Source organism: Dactylosporangium maewongense, from assembly GCF_039531485.1.
Classification (GTDB): domain Bacteria; phylum Actinomycetota; class Actinomycetes; order Mycobacteriales; family Micromonosporaceae; genus Dactylosporangium; species Dactylosporangium maewongense.
In genome coordinates this window covers 96179-112734 of record NZ_BAAAQD010000016.1, presented here as the reverse complement: position 1 = coordinate 112734, position 16556 = coordinate 96179, and the positions used below count along the sequence as shown (strand labels likewise).

12 protein-coding genes are annotated in these 16556 nt (G+C 74.9%); 3 read left to right on the top strand and 9 right to left on the bottom strand.

The window, feature by feature from the left end; genetic code table 11:
• Positions 1–183 precede the first annotated feature (183 nt).
• Complete coding sequence (locus ABD332_RS35025; RefSeq protein ID WP_344506867.1) at positions 184–843, bottom strand: GntR family transcriptional regulator; 660 nt, start codon at positions 841–843, stop codon at positions 184–186.
• A 16-nt stretch (positions 844–859) separates the two neighbouring features.
• On the opposite strand from ABD332_RS35025, the gene ABD332_RS35020 reads away from it, so the two are divergent.
• The gene (locus tag ABD332_RS35020; protein ID WP_344506866.1) at positions 860–3634 is read left to right on the top strand and encodes an FAD-binding and (Fe-S)-binding domain-containing protein; all 2775 of its coding nucleotides are present in this window, start codon (positions 860–862) and stop codon (positions 3632–3634) included.
• Positions 3635–3696: 62 nt separating this feature from the next.
• Positions 3697–4419, top strand: a complete 723-nt coding sequence (locus ABD332_RS35015) for a class I SAM-dependent methyltransferase (protein WP_344506864.1) — start codon at positions 3697–3699, stop codon at positions 4417–4419.
• A gap of 15 nt (positions 4420–4434) precedes the next feature.
• Here the strand turns inward: ABD332_RS35015 and ABD332_RS35010 are convergent, their stop codons facing one another.
• Genes ABD332_RS35010 through ABD332_RS35000 form a run of 3 tightly spaced genes read right to left on the bottom strand, consistent with a single transcriptional unit; the run spans position 4435 to position 7363 of the window.
• Positions 4435–4746, bottom strand: coding sequence for a DUF4387 domain-containing protein (locus ABD332_RS35010; RefSeq protein WP_344506862.1), 312 nt, complete (start codon positions 4744–4746; stop codon positions 4435–4437).
• On the bottom strand, positions 4746–6101 hold the full coding sequence (locus tag ABD332_RS35005) for an acyclic terpene utilization AtuA family protein (protein ID WP_344506860.1): 1356 nt from the start codon (positions 6099–6101) through the stop codon (positions 4746–4748). Before ABD332_RS35005 ends, ABD332_RS35010 begins: the two co-directional genes overlap by 1 nt.
• Complete coding sequence (locus ABD332_RS35000; protein WP_344506858.1) at positions 6098–7363, bottom strand: MFS transporter; 1266 nt, start codon at positions 7361–7363, stop codon at positions 6098–6100. Before ABD332_RS35000 ends, ABD332_RS35005 begins: the two co-directional genes overlap by 4 nt.
• Before the next feature lie 103 nt (positions 7364–7466).
• On the opposite strand from ABD332_RS35000, the gene ABD332_RS34995 reads away from it, so the two are divergent.
• Positions 7467–8153: a GntR family transcriptional regulator gene (locus ABD332_RS34995; RefSeq protein WP_344506856.1), complete on the top strand. Its 687-nt coding sequence runs from the start codon at positions 7467–7469 to the stop codon at positions 8151–8153.
• 6 nt (positions 8154–8159) lie between these two features.
• Here ABD332_RS34995 and ABD332_RS34990 read toward each other — a convergent pair whose 3' ends face one another.
• The 5 genes from ABD332_RS34990 to ABD332_RS34970 are packed head-to-tail and all read right to left on the bottom strand — an operon-like array spanning position 8160 to position 16408.
• Entirely contained in the window at positions 8160–8999 is an 840-nt protein-coding gene (locus ABD332_RS34990; protein ID WP_344506854.1) for a hypothetical protein, read from the bottom strand.
• Complete coding sequence (locus ABD332_RS34985) at positions 8990–12217, bottom strand: hypothetical protein (protein WP_344506852.1); 3228 nt, start codon at positions 12215–12217, stop codon at positions 8990–8992. Before ABD332_RS34985 ends, ABD332_RS34990 begins: the two co-directional genes overlap by 10 nt.
• Positions 12217–13428, bottom strand: a complete 1212-nt coding sequence (locus ABD332_RS34980) for a hypothetical protein (protein ID WP_344506850.1) — start codon at positions 13426–13428, stop codon at positions 12217–12219. The genes ABD332_RS34985 and ABD332_RS34980 overlap by 1 nt, the downstream gene beginning before the upstream one ends.
• Positions 13425–14558: a caspase family protein gene (locus ABD332_RS34975; protein ID WP_344506848.1), complete on the bottom strand. Its 1134-nt coding sequence runs from the start codon at positions 14556–14558 to the stop codon at positions 13425–13427. The genes ABD332_RS34980 and ABD332_RS34975 overlap by 4 nt, the downstream gene beginning before the upstream one ends.
• Entirely contained in the window at positions 14555–16408 is a 1854-nt protein-coding gene (locus ABD332_RS34970) for a hypothetical protein (protein ID WP_344506846.1), read from the bottom strand. Before ABD332_RS34970 ends, ABD332_RS34975 begins: the two co-directional genes overlap by 4 nt.
• Between the last annotated feature and the right edge of the window lie 148 nt (positions 16409–16556).

Sequence of the window (16556 nt, the reverse complement as noted above, 5' to 3'; positions counted from 1 at the left end):
CACCGGGACGAAGGCCCGCTTCAGTGTTCCCGCCGAGGCCATGTGACGGCTGGATGAAGGCGGGTCTGTTCAGCGGCGGATGGTCAGGCCACCACATGGGGGAGACCCGTCGCGGCAGGCTGCCCGAGCGGTCTTGCTCCTGGTCGGGTGGCAGGTTCGTACATTGGCGGAAAACGGGAGAAGTCAGGCAAGGTTGGCGACGAGGAGGGTGCCGGTCGCCTCGAGGTGGGTGCGCATGGCGGCTTCGGCGGCGTGGCCGTCGCGGGCGATGACCGCGGCCACGACCGGCTCGTGCTCGGCGTGGATCTGGGCCAGGGTGCGGCCGCTGGCGGTCGTCGGCGGGCCGAGCAGGGCGGTGGTGGAGCGCAGCTGGGCGACGATGGCCGCGGCGCGGGCGTTGCCGGCGGCGTGCAGCAGCAGATCGTGCAGCGCCCTGTCGGCCGGCCAGAAGGCGGCTTCGTCGCCGCGCGCCGCCGCGGCCGCCATGGTGTCCAGGGCCGCCCGGATCGCCGCGTGCTGCTCGTCGGTCGCGAGGGTCGCCGCTTTCCGCGCGGCGGGCGGCTCCAGTGCGAGCCGGATCTCGATGATCTCCTCGACGTCGTGGGCGGTGGGCAGCAGGACGCTGAAGCCGCGGTTGCGCCGGATCGCGACCAGGCCCGCCTCGGCCAGGCGGAGCATCCCCTCCCGGACCGGGCTGCGGGAGACGCCGAGCAGCTCGGCCAGCTGATACACCGAATACGTCGCGCCGGGCACGAGCTCGCCGGCCGCGATGCCGTCGCGCACCGCCTGGGCGACGGCGTCGGCGAGGGAGGGGGCCTCGGAGGGAAGTCGCAGCGACGGCATGAGTAACATGTTACCTATGACTGACGTGGTGGCGGCGCTGGAGGCGGCCGGGCTCGAGGTCCGCGCGGACGCGGGCACCCGTGGCATGTACTCCTCGGACGCCTCGCTGTACCGGATCCCGCCGCTCGCCGTGGTGCGGCCGCGGCACGTGGACGAGGTCGCCGCGGCCCTCGCCGTGGCGCGGGAGGCAGGCGTGCCCGTCACGTCCCGCGGCGCCGGCACGTCGGTGGCCGGCAACGCCGTCGGCCGGGGCATCGTCCTGGACTTCTCCCGCCACCTGAACCGGGTCCTCAGCGTCGACCCGGAGGCGCGGACCGCGGTCGTCGAGCCCGGCACCGTGCACGCCGTCCTGCAGAAGGCCGTCATGCCGCACGGCGTGCGCTTCGGCCCCGACCCGTCGACCCACCCGCGCTGCACCATCGGCGGGATGATCGGCAACAACGCGTGCGGCTCGCGCTCCCTCGCGTACGGGCGGACCTCCGACAACGTCGCCGCCCTGAAGGTGCTGACGGCGGCGGGGGAGGAGCTCGTCACCGGGCCCACGGTCACCGGCGCGCAGGCGATGGTCGACGCCGTGCGCGCCGTCGTCGGCAAGCACCTCAAGACCGCCAGGACGGAGTTCGACCGGTTCGGCCGCCAGGTCTCCGGCTACGCGGTGCAGCACCTGCTCCCCGAGCGCTTCGACCTCACCCAGGCGCTCGTCGGCTCCGAAGGCACCCTCGCCGTCATCACCGAGGCGACCGTGAAGCTCGTCGTCGACGCGCCGGTCCGTGTCGTCGTGGTCCTCGGCTTCCGCGACATCGTCGCCGCCGGCGAGGCCGCCCCGGCCGTCGTCGCGCACGGCCCCACCTCCTGCGAGGGGCTCGACTCGCGACTGCTCGACGTGCTGCGCGCCCGCCGCGGCCCGGCCGCCGTGCCGCCGCTGCCGGCGGGCGGCGCGTGGCTCTTCGTCGAGCTGGCCGGCGACGACCCGGGCGAGGTTTCGGCGCGTGCCTCGAGGCTGGCAGCCGATGGGATCGCCCCGGAAGCGTTGGTCGTCACCGACCCGGTGGTGCAGGCGCAGCTGTGGCGGATCCGGGAGGACGGCGCGGGGCTCGCCGGCCGGGCCCCCTCCGACCGGCCCGCGTGGCCCGGCTGGGAGGACGCCGCCGTGCCACCCGCGCAGCTCGGCGCCTACCTGGCGCGGTTCGACGAGCTCGTCGCGTCGTACAAGATGACGTCGGCGCCGTTCGGGCACTTCGGCGACGGCTGCATGCACGTCCGCCTCGACTACCCCCTCGACGAGCCCGGCGGCACCAAGGTCCTGCGCGACTTCCTCACCGACGCGGCCAAGCTCGTCGGCGAGTTCGGCGGCTCGCTCTCCGGCGAGCACGGCGACGGGCGGGCCCGCTCCGAGCTCCTGCCGCACATGTACTCGGCGGACGCGATCGCCCTGTTCGCCGGGGTCAAACACGCCTTCGACCCCGGTAACCTCCTCAACCCCGGTGTCCTCGTCGACCCGGATCCCGTCGACGCCGATGTGCGACCGGCGGGCCGCTTCCCGCTCAAGGGGCTGGCTCTCGCGTACCCGCACGACGGCGGCGACCTCGCGCAGGCCGTGCACCGCTGCACGGGCGTCGGCAAGTGCCGCGCCGACAACTCCGCCGCCGGCGGCGTCATGTGCCCGTCCTACCTGGCGACCCGCGAGGAGAAGGACTCCACCCGCGGCCGGGCCCGGGTGCTGCAGGAGGTGGTCCGCGGCGAGCTGACCTGGTCCGACCCGTCCGTGCACGACGCCCTCGACCTGTGCCTGTCCTGCAAGGGCTGCGCCTCGGACTGCCCGACCGGCATCGACATGGCCACCTACAAGTCCGAGGTGCTGCACCAGACGTACCGTGGACGGCTGCGGCCACGCTCGCACTACACCCTCGGGAAGCTACCTCTCTGGGCGCGCCTGGCGGGGTGGACGCCGCGGCTGGCGAACCTCGGCATCCGCCTGCCCGTGCTGGGCGGGTTCTTCCTGTGGCTGGCGGGCGTCGACAAGCGCCGGTCCGTGCCCCGCTTCGCCCGCCGCCCGTTCCGGCGCACCTTCAAGCCCGAGACCAGCGAGCTCAAGCCGGTCGTGCTGTTCGCGGACTCGTTCTCCGACGCGTTCTCGCCGTCCGTGGCCGCCGCCACCGTCCGGGTCCTGCGCGCCGCCGGCTACGAGCCACGCCTGCCGTCCGGGTCGGTGTGCTGCGGCCTGACCTGGATCACCACCGGCCAGCTCGACTCCGCCCGCAAGATCCTGACGCGCACCGTGGCCGCGCTCGCCGCCGACGCCCGCGCCGGAGTGCCCATCGTCGGCATCGAGCCGTCGTGTACCGCCGTGCTCCGCTCCGACATCCACGAGCTGCTGCCGGACTCCCCGGACGCGCCCGTGGTCGCCTCGTCGGTCCGCACCCTTGCCGAGCTGCTCGCCGAGACCCCCGGCTGGACCCCGCCCGACCTGTCGGACGTCGAGGTCGTCGCCCAGCCGCACTGCCACCACCACGCCGTCCTCGGCTGGAAGGCCGACGCCGACCTGCTGGCGTCCACCGGCGCCAAGGTCCGCCGCCTCTCCGGCTGCTGCGGCCTGGCCGGCAACTTCGGCGTCGAGATCGGCCACTACGACGTGTCCGTGGCCGTCGCCGAGCAGCAGCTGCTGCCGGCCCTGGACGCCGCCCCTTCCGCGGTCGTCCTCGCCGACGGCTTCTCCTGCCGCACCCAGGTCGCCGACCTGCGCGACCGTCCCGCCGTCCACCTGGCCGAGCTGCTGGACCCATCGCGCTGACCGATGGCGGCCATCGCTCATTGTCGTTTTTCGTCGACGCGGGCGGCGCTTACGGTGGATGCGTGTTCGACTACGACGCCGAGCTCCGCCCGCACACCGCCCACCTGCGCGCCGCCGCCGCGGTGGGCACCCGCGACCGGGTGCTCGACGTCGGCTGCGGCACGGGCCAGACGACCCGCGCCGCGGCCCGCGCCGCCACCGCCGGCAGCGCGCTCGGCGTCGACATCTCCGGCCCGGCGCTCGCGACGGCGCGGACGCGCAGCGCCGGCCTGAGCAACATCGCGTTCGAGGAGGCGGACGCCGCGGTGCACGCCTTCCCGCCCGCCCAGTTCGACGTGTGCCTGAGCCGCTTCGGCACGATGTTCTTCGCGGACCCGGCGGCCGCCTTCACCAACATCGCCCTGGCCCTGCGCCCCGGCGCGCGCCTGGCCATGCTCGTCTGGCAGGCGGCCGACCGCAACGAGTGGTCGACCGTGGTCGGCGAGGCGCTCTCGGCCGCGCCCCGTCCCGCCGCGTTCTCCCTGGCCGACCCGGCCTCGACGGGCACCGTCCTGACCGCCGCGGGCTTCACGGACATGGTCTTCACCGACGTGCACGAGCCGGTGTACTACGGTCCCGACCCTTCGGCTGCCTTCGACGCCGTCATGTACCTCGAGCGGGCCGCCGGCACCGACCCGGACCCGTCCGCCCGGCGCCGCCTGCACGAGGCCGTCACCGCGCACGCCACCCCCGCCGGCGTCACGTTCGACTCCCGCGCCTGGCTGATCACCGCCCACCGCACCTGACGCGGGCGCCCGGCGCTACCCGTCGCCGGGCAGGGGGAGCAGGGCGAGCGGGACGTGGTGCTGGCCGGCGTGGATGTCGCGGTCGTGCAGGCTGCCCTGCGAGACCGGGCGGGGGAACGAGATCTTCACGACGTTGAGGGACGGGATGTGGAAGATCTGCACGGTGGCCGGCGGCACCCCGTACAGGCGGGCGATCACCGGCGCGTCGACGAAGGCGACGGCGGCGAACCCGGCCTCGTCGCGCATGAAGAGCTCCATCGTCACCCAGAACGGGCCGGCGTTCTTGGAGCGCACCTCGATCGCCAGGTCGCCGACGGTACGGGACATCACAAGGCCTCCGGGAAAGCGATGCGGAACAGGCTGGTGGGGGAGTCCACGGCGACGACGTGGTTGAGGGCGAACTCGTAGGTGGCGCCGCGCTCGGTCTCGGCGGGTGACGTCGCGAACGCGAGGCTCGGCAGGTGCTGCATGTCCGGCGTCGGCAGGTGCAGCATGAGCGGGTTCGCCACCTTCGCGATCGCGGTGGCGGTCGCCTGGTCGGCGGCGTTGACCAGCAGCATCACGCCGACCTCGCGGGGCGGCCGGGTGTCGGGGTCCAGGGGGCCGAGGACCGCGTCGAAGCCGTAGAGGCGGATGTCGAAGGAGTAGCCGTCGTGCAGGCCGAGCGTCTGCGCGACCCGGTCGGTGAGGACCTTGCGCAGCAGCGCCGCCCACGTGGTGATCTGGCCGAGTATGTGCGGGTCGCGGATCGCGGTGAACGACATCGTCTGGTAGCCGGTGACCCGCGCGCCTTCGAGCTTCACGGTGTACTGCGCGGCCGGCTCGAAGCGGGAGCCCTCCACCCGGACCCGGCGGTGGTCCAGGGCGCGGTACGTCGCGCCGGCCACCTCCAGCGTCCCGGCGGGCTCGCGCATCGAGAACGGGTTGGCCGTCTCGTACAACATGTGCGCCGCGACCGACGTGGGAGTGCACGCCACCGCGGGGTCGAGCGGCTCGATGGTGAAGCCGGTGGCGTCGACCGTGGCGAGGACCCCGCTGGAGCGCGGGTCCGTGGTGCACTGCGCGCCGCACTCGACGATCTTCGCGGCGTGCCAGGCGGGGCCGGCGGGCAGGCCGCGCATGAGCGGGACGGCGGCGGCGAGCGCGGTGTCGGTGGCGCGGCCGGCGAGCACGACGTCGGCGCCGGCGGCGAGCGCCTCGGCGATCGGCTCGTGGCCCATCATGGCGACGATGTGCGCGCAACTGTCCAGGGTCGCCGCGTCGAGGTCGCCGGCCGGCGGCAGCGGCCGGATCCTGCCCTGGTCCAGGAACGCGCCGAGGTCCGCGGCCCGCTGCTCGCTGTAGATAGTGGCCACCCGCAGGGACAGGCCTTCGGCCGCCAGGACGTCGCGGGTGATGCCGGCGACCCAGTCGACGCCGGCGTCGGTGCCGCTGGTGCCGCACGAGCCGATGATCAGCGGGATGCCGGCCGTGGCCACCGCGCGCAGCAGCGGGCGCAGGTCGCGGGCCACGGCCGCGGCGGCGGTCTTCGCGGTGCCGGTGCCGAGGTAGTAGGGCCCGGAGTCGGTGGAGCCGCCGTCGAGGGCGATCACGTCGGCGCCGAGCTCCAGCCCGCGGTCGATGATCTCGGGCGGGAACCCGGAGCCGAGCATGCCGGACGGCACGAGGATGCGGACGGTCACATGATCTCCTGTTCTGCGGGGGTTGCTCCGGTACGCCGCTCCAGGTGCTGGAGCCGGGCGATCACGGCGATGGCGAGCGATGCGAGGACCGCGATGTCCAGCAGCATCCCGGCCCAGCCGGTCAGGTCGACGACGGCGCCGATGAGCGCCGGTCCGCCGAAGCCGCCGAGGTACCAGGTGACCGCGTACAGCCCGGTGTAGGTGCCGAGGACCCGGCTGGACGGGGCCAGGTTCCACAGCGCGACGATCGCGTTGATCGTGAACGCGGCGGCGCCGGCGGCCGCGACGCAGAACACGACGACCGTGCCGGTGGCGGTCTGCACGACGGTGCCGGCGGCCAGCGCGACCACGAAGACGACCATGCCGGCGGCCATGGTGCGCAGCCGCCCGAAGCGCTCGGCGGCGAGCGCGGCCGGGTAGCAGGCGAGCAGGTACGCGACGCCGCTGGGCAGGGTCAGCCCGCCGGCCTCGCCGCGGGTGAGGCCGAGGGCCTGCATCCCGTACGGCGTGATGAGCGACCGCGAGGCGAACCACGCCCCGCCGAACAGCAGCACGGTGACCAGCAGCAGGAGCCGCCGCCGGTCGGGGTCGCGGACCAGCTCACCGAGCACCTGACGGGCTTTCGTGTCGGTCCGTGCCGAGGTTTCCGCGGCCTGATACCCGGGGGATCGGCTGTCGCGCACCTTGGCCACCAGGACCGCCGTGGCGACCAGCATGATCGCGGCGGGGATGACGAACGCGCCCTTCGGGTGCTCGTCGACCACGAGCAGGCTGATCAGCGACGCGACGATGATGGTCAGCGAGGTCGCGATCTTCACGGCGGCGGTCGCCCGGCTGCGGCGCTCCGGGGCGATGAAGTCCGGGACCAGCGACTCGGCCAGGGGGCGGGTGCTGTTGGCGACCAGCGCGTACAGGAACATCACCGCCACCAGCGCCGCCAGCGACGTCGCCCAGGGCAGCAGCAGGAAGATCAGCGCGGCGAGGGGCATGCCGACCGCGATGTACGGCATCCGCCGCCCCCACCGCGTCCGCGTGTTGTCCGACCGGTTGCCGATCCACGGCTGGACGAACATGCCCACCAGGTTGTCCGCGCCCATGAGCAGGCCCACGACCGCCGCGCTGGACACGTGCTCGCGCAGCAGGGCGGGCACCTGGTTGTCGTAGAAGTTCCAGGTCGACTCCTGCGCGAAGAGCGCCAGGGCGACGAAGAACGTGATGCCGCGGTCGGACACCGTGCCGTCGCGGACCTTCGGTTCGGCCATGCCGTGCCTCCTTGGGGGTGTCCGGCGTCACGCTAATTTGCTATAGCAAAACGGTCAACAGTTGCAACGGTCGTACGTGATGGCATGCGCTAGAGTGCGTGGCATGCCCGCCGAGACGCTCGCCGACCAGGCGTACCGCCACGTCCGCACCGCCATCGCCACCGGCGAGCTGGCGGCGGGGGAGAAGGTCACCGAGCGTGGTGTGGCGTCCCGCCTCGCGATCAGCCCGACCCCCGTCCGCGAGGCGCTGCGCCGGCTGGAGCTCGACGGGCTCATCGAACGCATCGGCCCGCGGACCGTGCTCGTCGCCGCGATCCGCGACGCCGCCGTCGACGACCTGACCGAGGTGGAGATCGGCCTGCGCGGCCTGGTCGCCCGCTTCGCCGCCAGGCACGCCACCACCGACCAGCTCGACGCCCTGGACGCGATCCTCGACCGCGCCGACGACCTGCTCATCCTGCTCAAGGACCGCCGCCGGCACGAGCAGCCCACCGACCGGCACCTCAACGCGCTGCTGGACACCATGCAGGAGTTCAACGACACGGTCGACGCCTGCGCGCACAACCCCGTGCTGATCCGCATGCTCGACCAGAGCCGCGTCTTCTCCCGCCCGCAGCGCCGCGAGCTGCTGCTGCGCCGGGTCGCGGAGGACGAGTCGTTCGGCCTCGAGCGGTACACCAGCCACCGCGCCCTCGTCAGGGCCCTGCGCGCCGGCGACTCCGCCACCGCCGAACGCATCGCCCTCGAGGACTCCCAGGGTGGCCTGGCCGCCCTCCGCGACGGCCCCTGACCGGCCTCAGGCGCAGGCGGCGGCCGCTGTACCGGTGGCGAAGCGCCCCGCGTCGATGCGGGCCACGATGTGGTTCATCAGCTGGAAGGCGATGCGCAGGTCCGCCTGCTCGACGTAGGGCAGGTCCGTGTCGGCGGCCCGCAGCCGGTCGCCGTACCCCGCGACGAGCTCCTTGCGGGTCGACGCCGGATGGATGCCTTCGGCGGTCTGCGCGCTGTCGGTCACCGACACCGCGAACACCGTCCCGTCCCGGCCGATGAGCACGGTGAGCGCCGGGAACCCGGCGTTTTCGGTGACCAGCGTCGTGCAGGTGCCCGTCCGGCCGCTCTCCTGCATCAGCGGGAACGGGGACGCGGCGCGGGCCTGCGCCTCGGTCATGCCCAGCTTGAGATCGCCGATGCCGTCGGCGCGGACGACGACCGAGAAGCCGGGCTCGTCGGGTGCCACCGTCATGCCCGCCTCCGGGAACAGCGTCGCGAGCCGGCGGGCGTCGACGCCCTCGTGCTGCCGCAGCGACTCGTAGATGAACGCGCCGTGGCTGGTCTCGCCCCACGCGATGTCCTGCCAGCGGCCGTCCTTCCACGCGAAGAAGGCCTCCTGGGTGCCGTGCACGCCGATCTCCGGCCCGGCGAAGCGGACGAACGCGAACCCTTCGCGGCAGTACGACGCCCGGATGGCGTCGGCGTGCTCGATGCTCTGCAACGCCGCGCCCTGCTCGCCCACGCACTGTGACGCCTGTGTGGCGGCGGGCGCCGGCGGCGAGGAAGAGCCATCGCATGCCGCGAGCGCGAGGACCGGGACGAGTGCGACGAGGATGCGCTGGGCGGAGGCCATGGTCACCTGCACGGGGGCTCGTAGGGCGTGGACGGGATGTAGGCGCGCCACTGCTCGGCGGTGACGAGATCGCCGGTGGTCGAGCAGATGCGGGCGATCAGCCGTTCGGGGTCGAACAGCCGCAGGGACAGGGGATCGCGGCCGCCCGCACCGCCCAGGATGCCGACGTCGACGGGGGTGTCGCCGCTGACGTCCCAGACGTGGACGCCGTCGCCGTTCACGGTCAGCAGGTGCCGCCCGTCCGAGCTGTAGGCCAGGTCGTCCGCGGCGACGTGCGCGAAGGTCGCCGGCTCGGCGGTGCCGCGCAGGTTCCAGACGGTCAGGCCCGCCCCGGCGACCGCGACCGACCCGCCGCCCGCGGCGAACGCGACGCCGGCCGCGTCGCCCGTGAACCGCAGCTCCCGCCGCCGCTGCGGGCCGCCGATCGTCAGGTCCCAGATCTCGAGCCGGCCTCCGTCGCCGGCGCCGGCCAGGCGACGCCCCGACGGGTCGAAGGCGACGCGCGTCATCCGGCCCGGACCGGTCGCCAAGGTGACCGGGTGCTCCAGCGGGCGCGCCGCTCCCAGGTCGAACACGGTGAGCGTGTCGTTGGCGACCGCCAGCCACCGGCCGTCGGGGCTGACCGCCAGCCCGTGCACGCCCGGGGTCCGGTTCGCCCGCTCGTCGCGCCGGGTGAGCGTGTCGCCGTCGACGTCCCAGACGGTGATCCAGCCGTCGCGGCCGGCGGTGACGACGACCGCGCCGGAGGCGGACACGGCGACGGCGGACTCGCCCGTGTCGACCCGTGGCCGGTCGCTGACCGGCGCCGTCGACAACAGCCTCGGCGGCCGGTCGGGCGCGACCGCCCACAGCCGCACCTCACCGGTGAAGTCGACGGTCGCCGCCCGGTGATCGGAGCCGCCGACCGCGGTGCCCTCGACCGTCTCGGGCAGCACCGGTCCCTGAGCCGGGCAGGCCGGCGCGAGCGTCCAGAAGTTCACCCTGGACCCGGCGGAGCGGACGAGGAACCGGTTGCCGGCCGTGAACATGACGGGCCCGCCCGTCTCCGGCGCCGCGATGCACGACGGCACCCGGTCGTAGGAGAAGTCGTGGAACTCGTTCGGGCTGACCCGCACGAGGACCGGCTTGCCGGTGCGGGCGTCCCAGCTCGCCATCGTGTTGTCGGCCGGGCTGAACACCGCGGCCGTCGCGAACCCGGCCGGCCGGTGCGCCAGCTCCTCGCCGGGCGGCCCGAGGTGCCACAGCAGCAGCCCGGACCAGGAGTCGTCGACCACGAGGGCGGACCCGTCGAGGCTCGTGGACAGCGGGGTGAGCATCCGCGGCCGGCGGGTGTCGCTCCCGGCGGGAGGCTTGGGTGCGGGGATCTCCCAGCGGCGGAAGGCGTCCCGGGTGTCCACGGCGGCGAGCGCCGACCCGCCGACGACGAGCACGCCCCGCGAGGTGAACAGCAGCGCCGGCACGGCGGGCCCGGCCGGCAGGAACTGGTGCCAGACCTCGGTGAGCGGCGCGCCGGCGGTGAGGTCCCACACCCGGACCGCGAGGTCACCGGTCCGCTGCAGCAGGGTCGCCGGACCGAAGCCGGCCGCGAGGTACCGGCCGTCGGCGGAGAACTCCAACGCGGTCACCCGGTGCCCCTGGTGCACGACGCGACCGGCGGGCCCCGCCGGCGACCGCACCTCGACCCCGCCGTCGGCGTCGGCGATGGCGATCAGCTTGCCGTCGCGGCTCGTCGCGACGTTGGTGACGGTGCCACCGGCCTCCGGGAGGACCCGCGTCACGCGGTGCTCGCCGAGGCGTGCGGTGTAGATGCCGCCCGCCGCGGCGACCATCACGTAGTCACCACCCGGCACCGCCCGCACGGCCTGGATCTCCCCCGGGAAGGTGAGCGTGCCGCCGGTCGTGGACGCGTCGAGGACGGACCGCAGCGCCTCAGGGGTCGGCGAGATCCGGTACGCGGCGGCGGCCAGCTGGCGGGCCAGGTTCGGGTCGTCCGCCATCAGCTTCTGCGCCTGCTCCGCCACCGCCCGCGACGACGCCATCCGCCGGGTCCGCTCCGCCTCGCGGCTCTGGACGAAGTACACCGTCGCGGACACGGCCAGGACCAGCGCCACGACGGCCGCCAGCGCGCCGCTGACCCGCTGCCAGTTCGGGTGGTACAGCGTCCGCCATGCCTCGCCGACGGTCCGCACCGGGTGGACGTCGGGGCGGCCGTCCACCGTCTTCGGGCCGCCCGTCCGTGGGATGATCGCGACGAGCTTGGCCCGGCGGGCGGCGTCGAGTTTCGCGTCCAGACCACCGACGTCGCCGAACGTGCCGCCGGCGGTGAGCCTGCCGGTCACGGCGAACGGCCGGCGCGACGGTCGCAGCCAGCGCGCAGCGGTCATGACCGGCCGCCACAACCGCGCCAGCACCGCCGATCGGGACGGCGGGCCCAGCACGGCGGCGAGCAGCACCGCGAACGCGGCGCCCGTCGAGTCGCCGACGACGTGCAGGCAGGGCTCGCCCGGCACGGTGAGCCGCCACACGACGCACGGCGCCGACTCCCGGCCGGCGGTCGCGTGGCGCCAGGCCGCGGCGATCGACCCGGCGAACGCGTCGTCGCCCCGCAGGAACGCCGTCGCCGCCGGGTCCGGGTACAGCCCGGCCGGGCCGCCCGGGATCAGCACGATCTCCAGCGTGCCGGCGACGCCCTCGCTCCCGTGCCGGCCCTGCCGCTCGAACAGCACGGCCATCCGCTGCGCCGCGCGGCGGGGGCGCAGCGCCTCGGCGGCGAGCAGCGCCTGCAGCACCACCCACGAGCGCACCGCGCCGCCCGGGAGCGGCTCCACCAGCTCGGCGATCCGCTGGGCCGCCGGGTGCCGGTGCGCGGTCGGCATCGTCTCCGGCATGATGTGGGTGTCCCGCCAGTACGCGACGGCCGCCGCGACATCGGCGTCGGTGCGCCCGGCGGCGGCGAGCGTGACCTGCGCGACCGCCACCGCCGCCCGGCGGAGCGCGGTGCGGTCCGCGGCGTGTCGCGGGGTCTTCTCGTCGAGCAGGCTCAGCAGCCCGGACTCCTCGTCGAGCCAGGCGTCGACGCGTCCGGGCTCGGTCCGTGCGGCGGCGGCACACGCCGTCCACCAGCCCGTGACAAGATCGTGGAACAACCGGGTCGGCGACTCGGGCGAGTCGACGTCGTGCCGCGCCCGGACGATCCGCGCGATCTCCGCGGCCGGGTCGGGCGCCGGCATCACAACTCCAGGAGCCTGGTGATGAGCTGGCTCGTCGCGGGCTCGGCCACCTCCGCGACCGCCGTCCACGCGTCGAGGGTCTCGCGGTCGGACGCCGCGTCGACGGAGTCGCGGACGATGTCGGGGTCGAGCTCCGTGAACGGCTCTGCCAGCTCCTGCACCGTCCACGGCAGGTTCGTGGCGAATCCGGGCAGGTCGACAACGGCCACCGGCGTCCCGAACCGCTTGGGCCGCACCGGCGCGGCGATGGCGGTGCGGCCACCGGCGCGGACCGCGTACCGGATCAGGAAGCACCGCACGCGGGCCGAGGGCGCGGTGATCTCGACCTCGAAGCGGCGGTCGGGCGTCTGCCGCAGCCGGATCCGGATGGTGCCGCGGGGCGACACGAACGTGTGGACGGTCTGTTCGGCCGCGGGGGCGGCGGCGAGCACCAGCTCGCTCGTCCGCCACGCGGGCAGCGCGATGACACCGGGATCGAAGCCGTCCCAGGCATCGCTACCCCACACGTCCTCGTCCTCGGCGAGCCAGGTGACCGCAGGGTCGCCCGCACTTTCAAGCATCGTCCGGCTCATGTCGCAGCGACGGACCTGCCGCAGCAGCTCGCGGAACGCTGCGGTCGGCGGCGTGCTGCCGGTGTCCCGCACGGCCGCCACCAGCGCGAGCGCCGACAGGCGGAGTCTCGGCACGACGAGGGCGAGGGCGCGCTCAGTGAGTCGCGCCAGCTCGTCGAGGCGATCTCCGGCGTCGGGGCGGCGCTGGAGCACGGCCGCGCGTAGCGCGAGGACGTCGGGGTCGTTGCCGGGCCGGTCCGCCACAGCCGCCGCGGTCGCGTCGTCGCCGAGCTGGAGGGCGGTGAAGCCCAGCAGCGCCACGCCCAGCGTCGGCAGGTTCGCCAGGTCGCCGCGGAGCACGTGGACCGCGGCGTCGGGCCGGCCGCGTTCGACGAGGGCGATCGCGGCGCTCGTCGGGTCGCGGACGGTCTGCGCCGGGCCGGCGAGGCGGGTGTCGCGGGACCCGGGACCGACCACGACGACCTCGTCGAAGCTGTCGGGGCCGGTGGGCAGTGGCACCGAGACGGCGTACGTCCCGGGCGGCAGCGTGATCGGCTCGCCGGTGCTGCCGGTCGCCACCACCTTCAGCCGGCTGTCGCGGACCGTCACCGGCAGGGCGACCCCGTCCATGTCGACGACCAGCGTGCCAGGTTCCGTCATCGCAGCGTCACCGTCTTGTGTGCCTTCGGCGGAGCGACCTGCACCGATGCCACCGTCTCCGGCGCGAACTGCGGGTGCGGCGGGTCGAAGGCCACCGCCAGGGTCCAGATGCCCGCCGGCACCGGCACGTCGATCACCGGCAGCGGGCGGCGTTCCAGGGCCTGGACGTCGCCCTCGAAGATGCGCGCGGTGCAGCCGACGGCGTGTTGGGCGGCGGCGGGGTCGACGAACAGCGTCACCGGCACCGACGGCACCTCGCACTCCAGGAACGCGACGTCCGACAGGTGCGAGCCGCCGACCATGACCGTCTGCTCCTCCGCGCCGAGGGCGGCCAGCTCATGTGCCCGCCGCCGCAGGTGGCGGTGCAGCGACTCGGCGGTCACGCCCCACCGCTCCTCGTCGCCGTCGAGGCGGGTGCGGGCGTCGAGGTCCAGGCACTCCAGCAGGGCCCGCACGAAGACGCTGCCCACGCCCGACTGCCAGGCCGCCGTCCCGGGCGCCGCGGCGAAGAAGATGGGCCGGTGGGCCGGGCCGGTGCCGCGACGCCGTTCGAGGGTGATCCTGCCGCGCAGCGGGCCCGCGTAGTCGTCCAGGCCGTGTGCCGGCACACGGCAGGCGTCGACGAAGTACCACTGGCGGGTCGGGCAGCCGTCGAGGCTCAGCCCCTTCCGGACGCCGGCGACGTCGACGGCCGCGTCGAACGGGTCACCGATCGCGCCGGCGTCACGCAGCAGGACGATCGCGCCGTCGTCGGTCTCCTGCACGCCGTGTCCGCAGATGTACAGGACGGCGACGTTCTCCGGCGACGACCGGCAGTCCCGCGCCCACTCGTGCAGCGCCTGGTGCACGGCCGCGCCGTCGGCCCGCGGCACGGTGTCGCCGCCGGAGACGTATGGCCGCTCGTCGTCGGTCGGCGCGAGCAGCAGCCGGATGCTGCCCAGCCGCCGGTCCCCGCCCGGGTACCGGTCGCGCATCCACCGGGCGAACAGGTCCGCCGACGTCGCGCCCGACGGCAGGTCGTCCAGGTCGGACAGTGGCCGGAACGGGTACTCCGACACGCCGATCACCAGCACGTGCGTCGCGGGTCCGGGGGTGTCGTCGCGGAACCAGCACGGCAGCGGCGCGGTCATCCCGCGGTCACCCGCCCGCCCGCCATGATCCGGTCGAGGGCGCCGGCGATGACGGTCAGGCCGGCCTGCGCGCCGAACCCCCACGCGGCGACGGTCACGTAGTCGCGCCAGCCGCCGAAGGCCTGGTCGAAGTACAGCGTGCTGAGCCCGGTCCAGACGGTGACGACCGCGATGGCGGCGAACACGAGCACGTTGCGGACCCGTCGCGACCGGGCGACCCGCCGGGCCGTCGCGGCCGCGCCCTCCCGCGCCTCGGCCAGCGCGAGTGCCGGGTCGGGCGGCACCGGCGGCAGCGGCACGGGCCCCGGTCCGGGGCCGGGCACGCCGGATGCGACGAGCCGCTCGCGGGACTGCAACGCGTACAGGACGACGGCCGGCGCGTCGAGGCGCTCACCGATCCGCAGCCCGGTGTACGCGGCGCCGTCGGCCGCGGCCCACATGTCCTCCAGGACCGCGTCGACCGTGGCGGCCGCCTCCGTCAGCGACCGCAGGTCGGTCGCGTCGCGCTGGGCGGGCTTCAGCCGCCGCGCGAGCGCCCGCAGGCCGTGGACGGCGGTGGCGTCGGCGGGCCAGGCCCGCAGGGCGACGGTCGTGGCGTCGATGTCGGCGATCAGCTGCGGGACCGTGTCGACGTCGTCGATCGGCCGGCCCCGCAGCAGTGCCCCGGCGTGCGTGACGAGGGCCGGCAGCCGGCCGGCCGCCGCCTGCCCGGGCCTGGCGTCCCACGGGGACGGCGGGTCGCCCGGCGTGCCGGCGACGGCCTGCTCGGCGACGGTCAGCGCGGCGAGCCGCTGGGCCGCCGCCGGCCACGCGTCGACGAGTTGCCGCAGCGCCGTCATGACGTCGAGCTGCGCCTGGAACGGGCCCTCGTCGGCGGTCAGCTCGCTGAACCTGCGGCTGAGCTTCGACAGCTCCGACCGGACCGCGGCGAGCCGCGCCTGCAGGGCGGGCAGGAACGAGTAGGCCCGCCACGGCGCGTTCGCACCGGCCTGGCGGAACCGCTGATGCGCGGCCGCCGCCTCCGCCTCGAGCAACCACGACTCCTCGACCGCCAGCGACACCGTGCTGAGCCGGCCCGCCTGCCACGCGGTCACCAGCGCGAGCGCGACACCGGCGAGCAGGACGAGCAGCGGGAACACGAAGTCGTCGGTGCTGCGCAGCGTCAGCGCCACCTCGCCGGCCGCGTCGTCGTCCGGTGCCAGATCGATCGTCCCGGTGTAGTCGCCGGCCCGGGTGGCGCCCGCGAAGGCGAGCTCGACGTCGTGCCGCCCCGCGTGGCAGGTCGCCTGCACGGTCACCGCGCCGCCGCCCGCCGACGCGAGCCCGCCGACCGGGATCGTCGCATCCCCGGGCGGGCACGAGACGCCCTGGGCGAGCGGCAGCGTGGCGCCGCTGAGCCCGGTCACGGACGGGCCTCGCGACGACGTCACCCGCCACTCGGCCACGAGCGGCAGCCACCCCACCGTCTCCGGGCCGATCTCGTACGCCCGCCGGGCGACGACAGTCGGCGTCCCCGGCGCCCGGGCGACGGCGACCAGGAAACCGGACGCGCCGTCGTCCCCGGCCGGCGTGACGGTGAAGACCGCGACCCCGCCCGGATCGAGGTGCGCGCTCGTCGGTGCGACGGTGGCGGCGCCGGTCCCGCCGTCCCCGGCGACGCTTCGGATGTCGACGGCATACGGTACGCCGGCGTTGTTCACGACCGCCGCCCGCGCCGGGTTGCCGGGCCGCAGCCGCAGCACCGTCCCGTCGAGGAACTCCACGTCGGCGCCGTCGGCCAGCGCGGGCGGCGGAGCCATCGATCCGACCAGCAGCATGACCGCCGCGACGATGCCGGCTTTGCGCAGCACGTGCCCTCCCATCCCGGGTGACCGGTTGTGGTTACCCTGTCACGGTCGATGGCCGGCGTGATCGTCCGAGCGGATGCGGTGCCCGGCCGATCGTGCCTCGACGCACCTGGACCACCGGCCCCCGAACGGCTGCCATCTCGTCGATGGG

Bases quoted from the DNA above. Each gene is read 5' to 3' on its own strand.
- ABD332_RS35025 (WP_344506867.1), bottom strand. From the start codon at position 843: ATGCCGTCGCTGCGACTTCCCTCCGAGGCCCCCTCCCTCGCCGACGCC.
- ABD332_RS35020 (WP_344506866.1), top strand. From the start codon at position 860: ATGACTGACGTGGTGGCGGCGCTGGAGGCGGCCGGGCTCGAGGTCCGC.
- ABD332_RS35010 (WP_344506862.1), bottom strand. From the start codon at position 4,746: ATGTCCCGTACCGTCGGCGACCTGGCGATCGAGGTGCGCTCCAAGAAC.
- ABD332_RS35000 (WP_344506858.1), bottom strand. From the start codon at position 7,363: ATGGCCGAACCGAAGGTCCGCGACGGCACGGTGTCCGACCGCGGCATC.
- ABD332_RS34995 (WP_344506856.1), top strand. From the start codon at position 7,467: ATGCCCGCCGAGACGCTCGCCGACCAGGCGTACCGCCACGTCCGCACC.
- ABD332_RS34985 (WP_344506852.1), bottom strand. From the start codon at position 12,217: ATGCCGGCGCCCGACCCGGCCGCGGAGATCGCGCGGATCGTCCGGGCG.
- ABD332_RS34980 (WP_344506850.1), bottom strand. From the start codon at position 13,428: ATGACGGAACCTGGCACGCTGGTCGTCGACATGGACGGGGTCGCCCTG.
- ABD332_RS34975 (WP_344506848.1), bottom strand. From the start codon at position 14,558: ATGACCGCGCCGCTGCCGTGCTGGTTCCGCGACGACACCCCCGGACCC.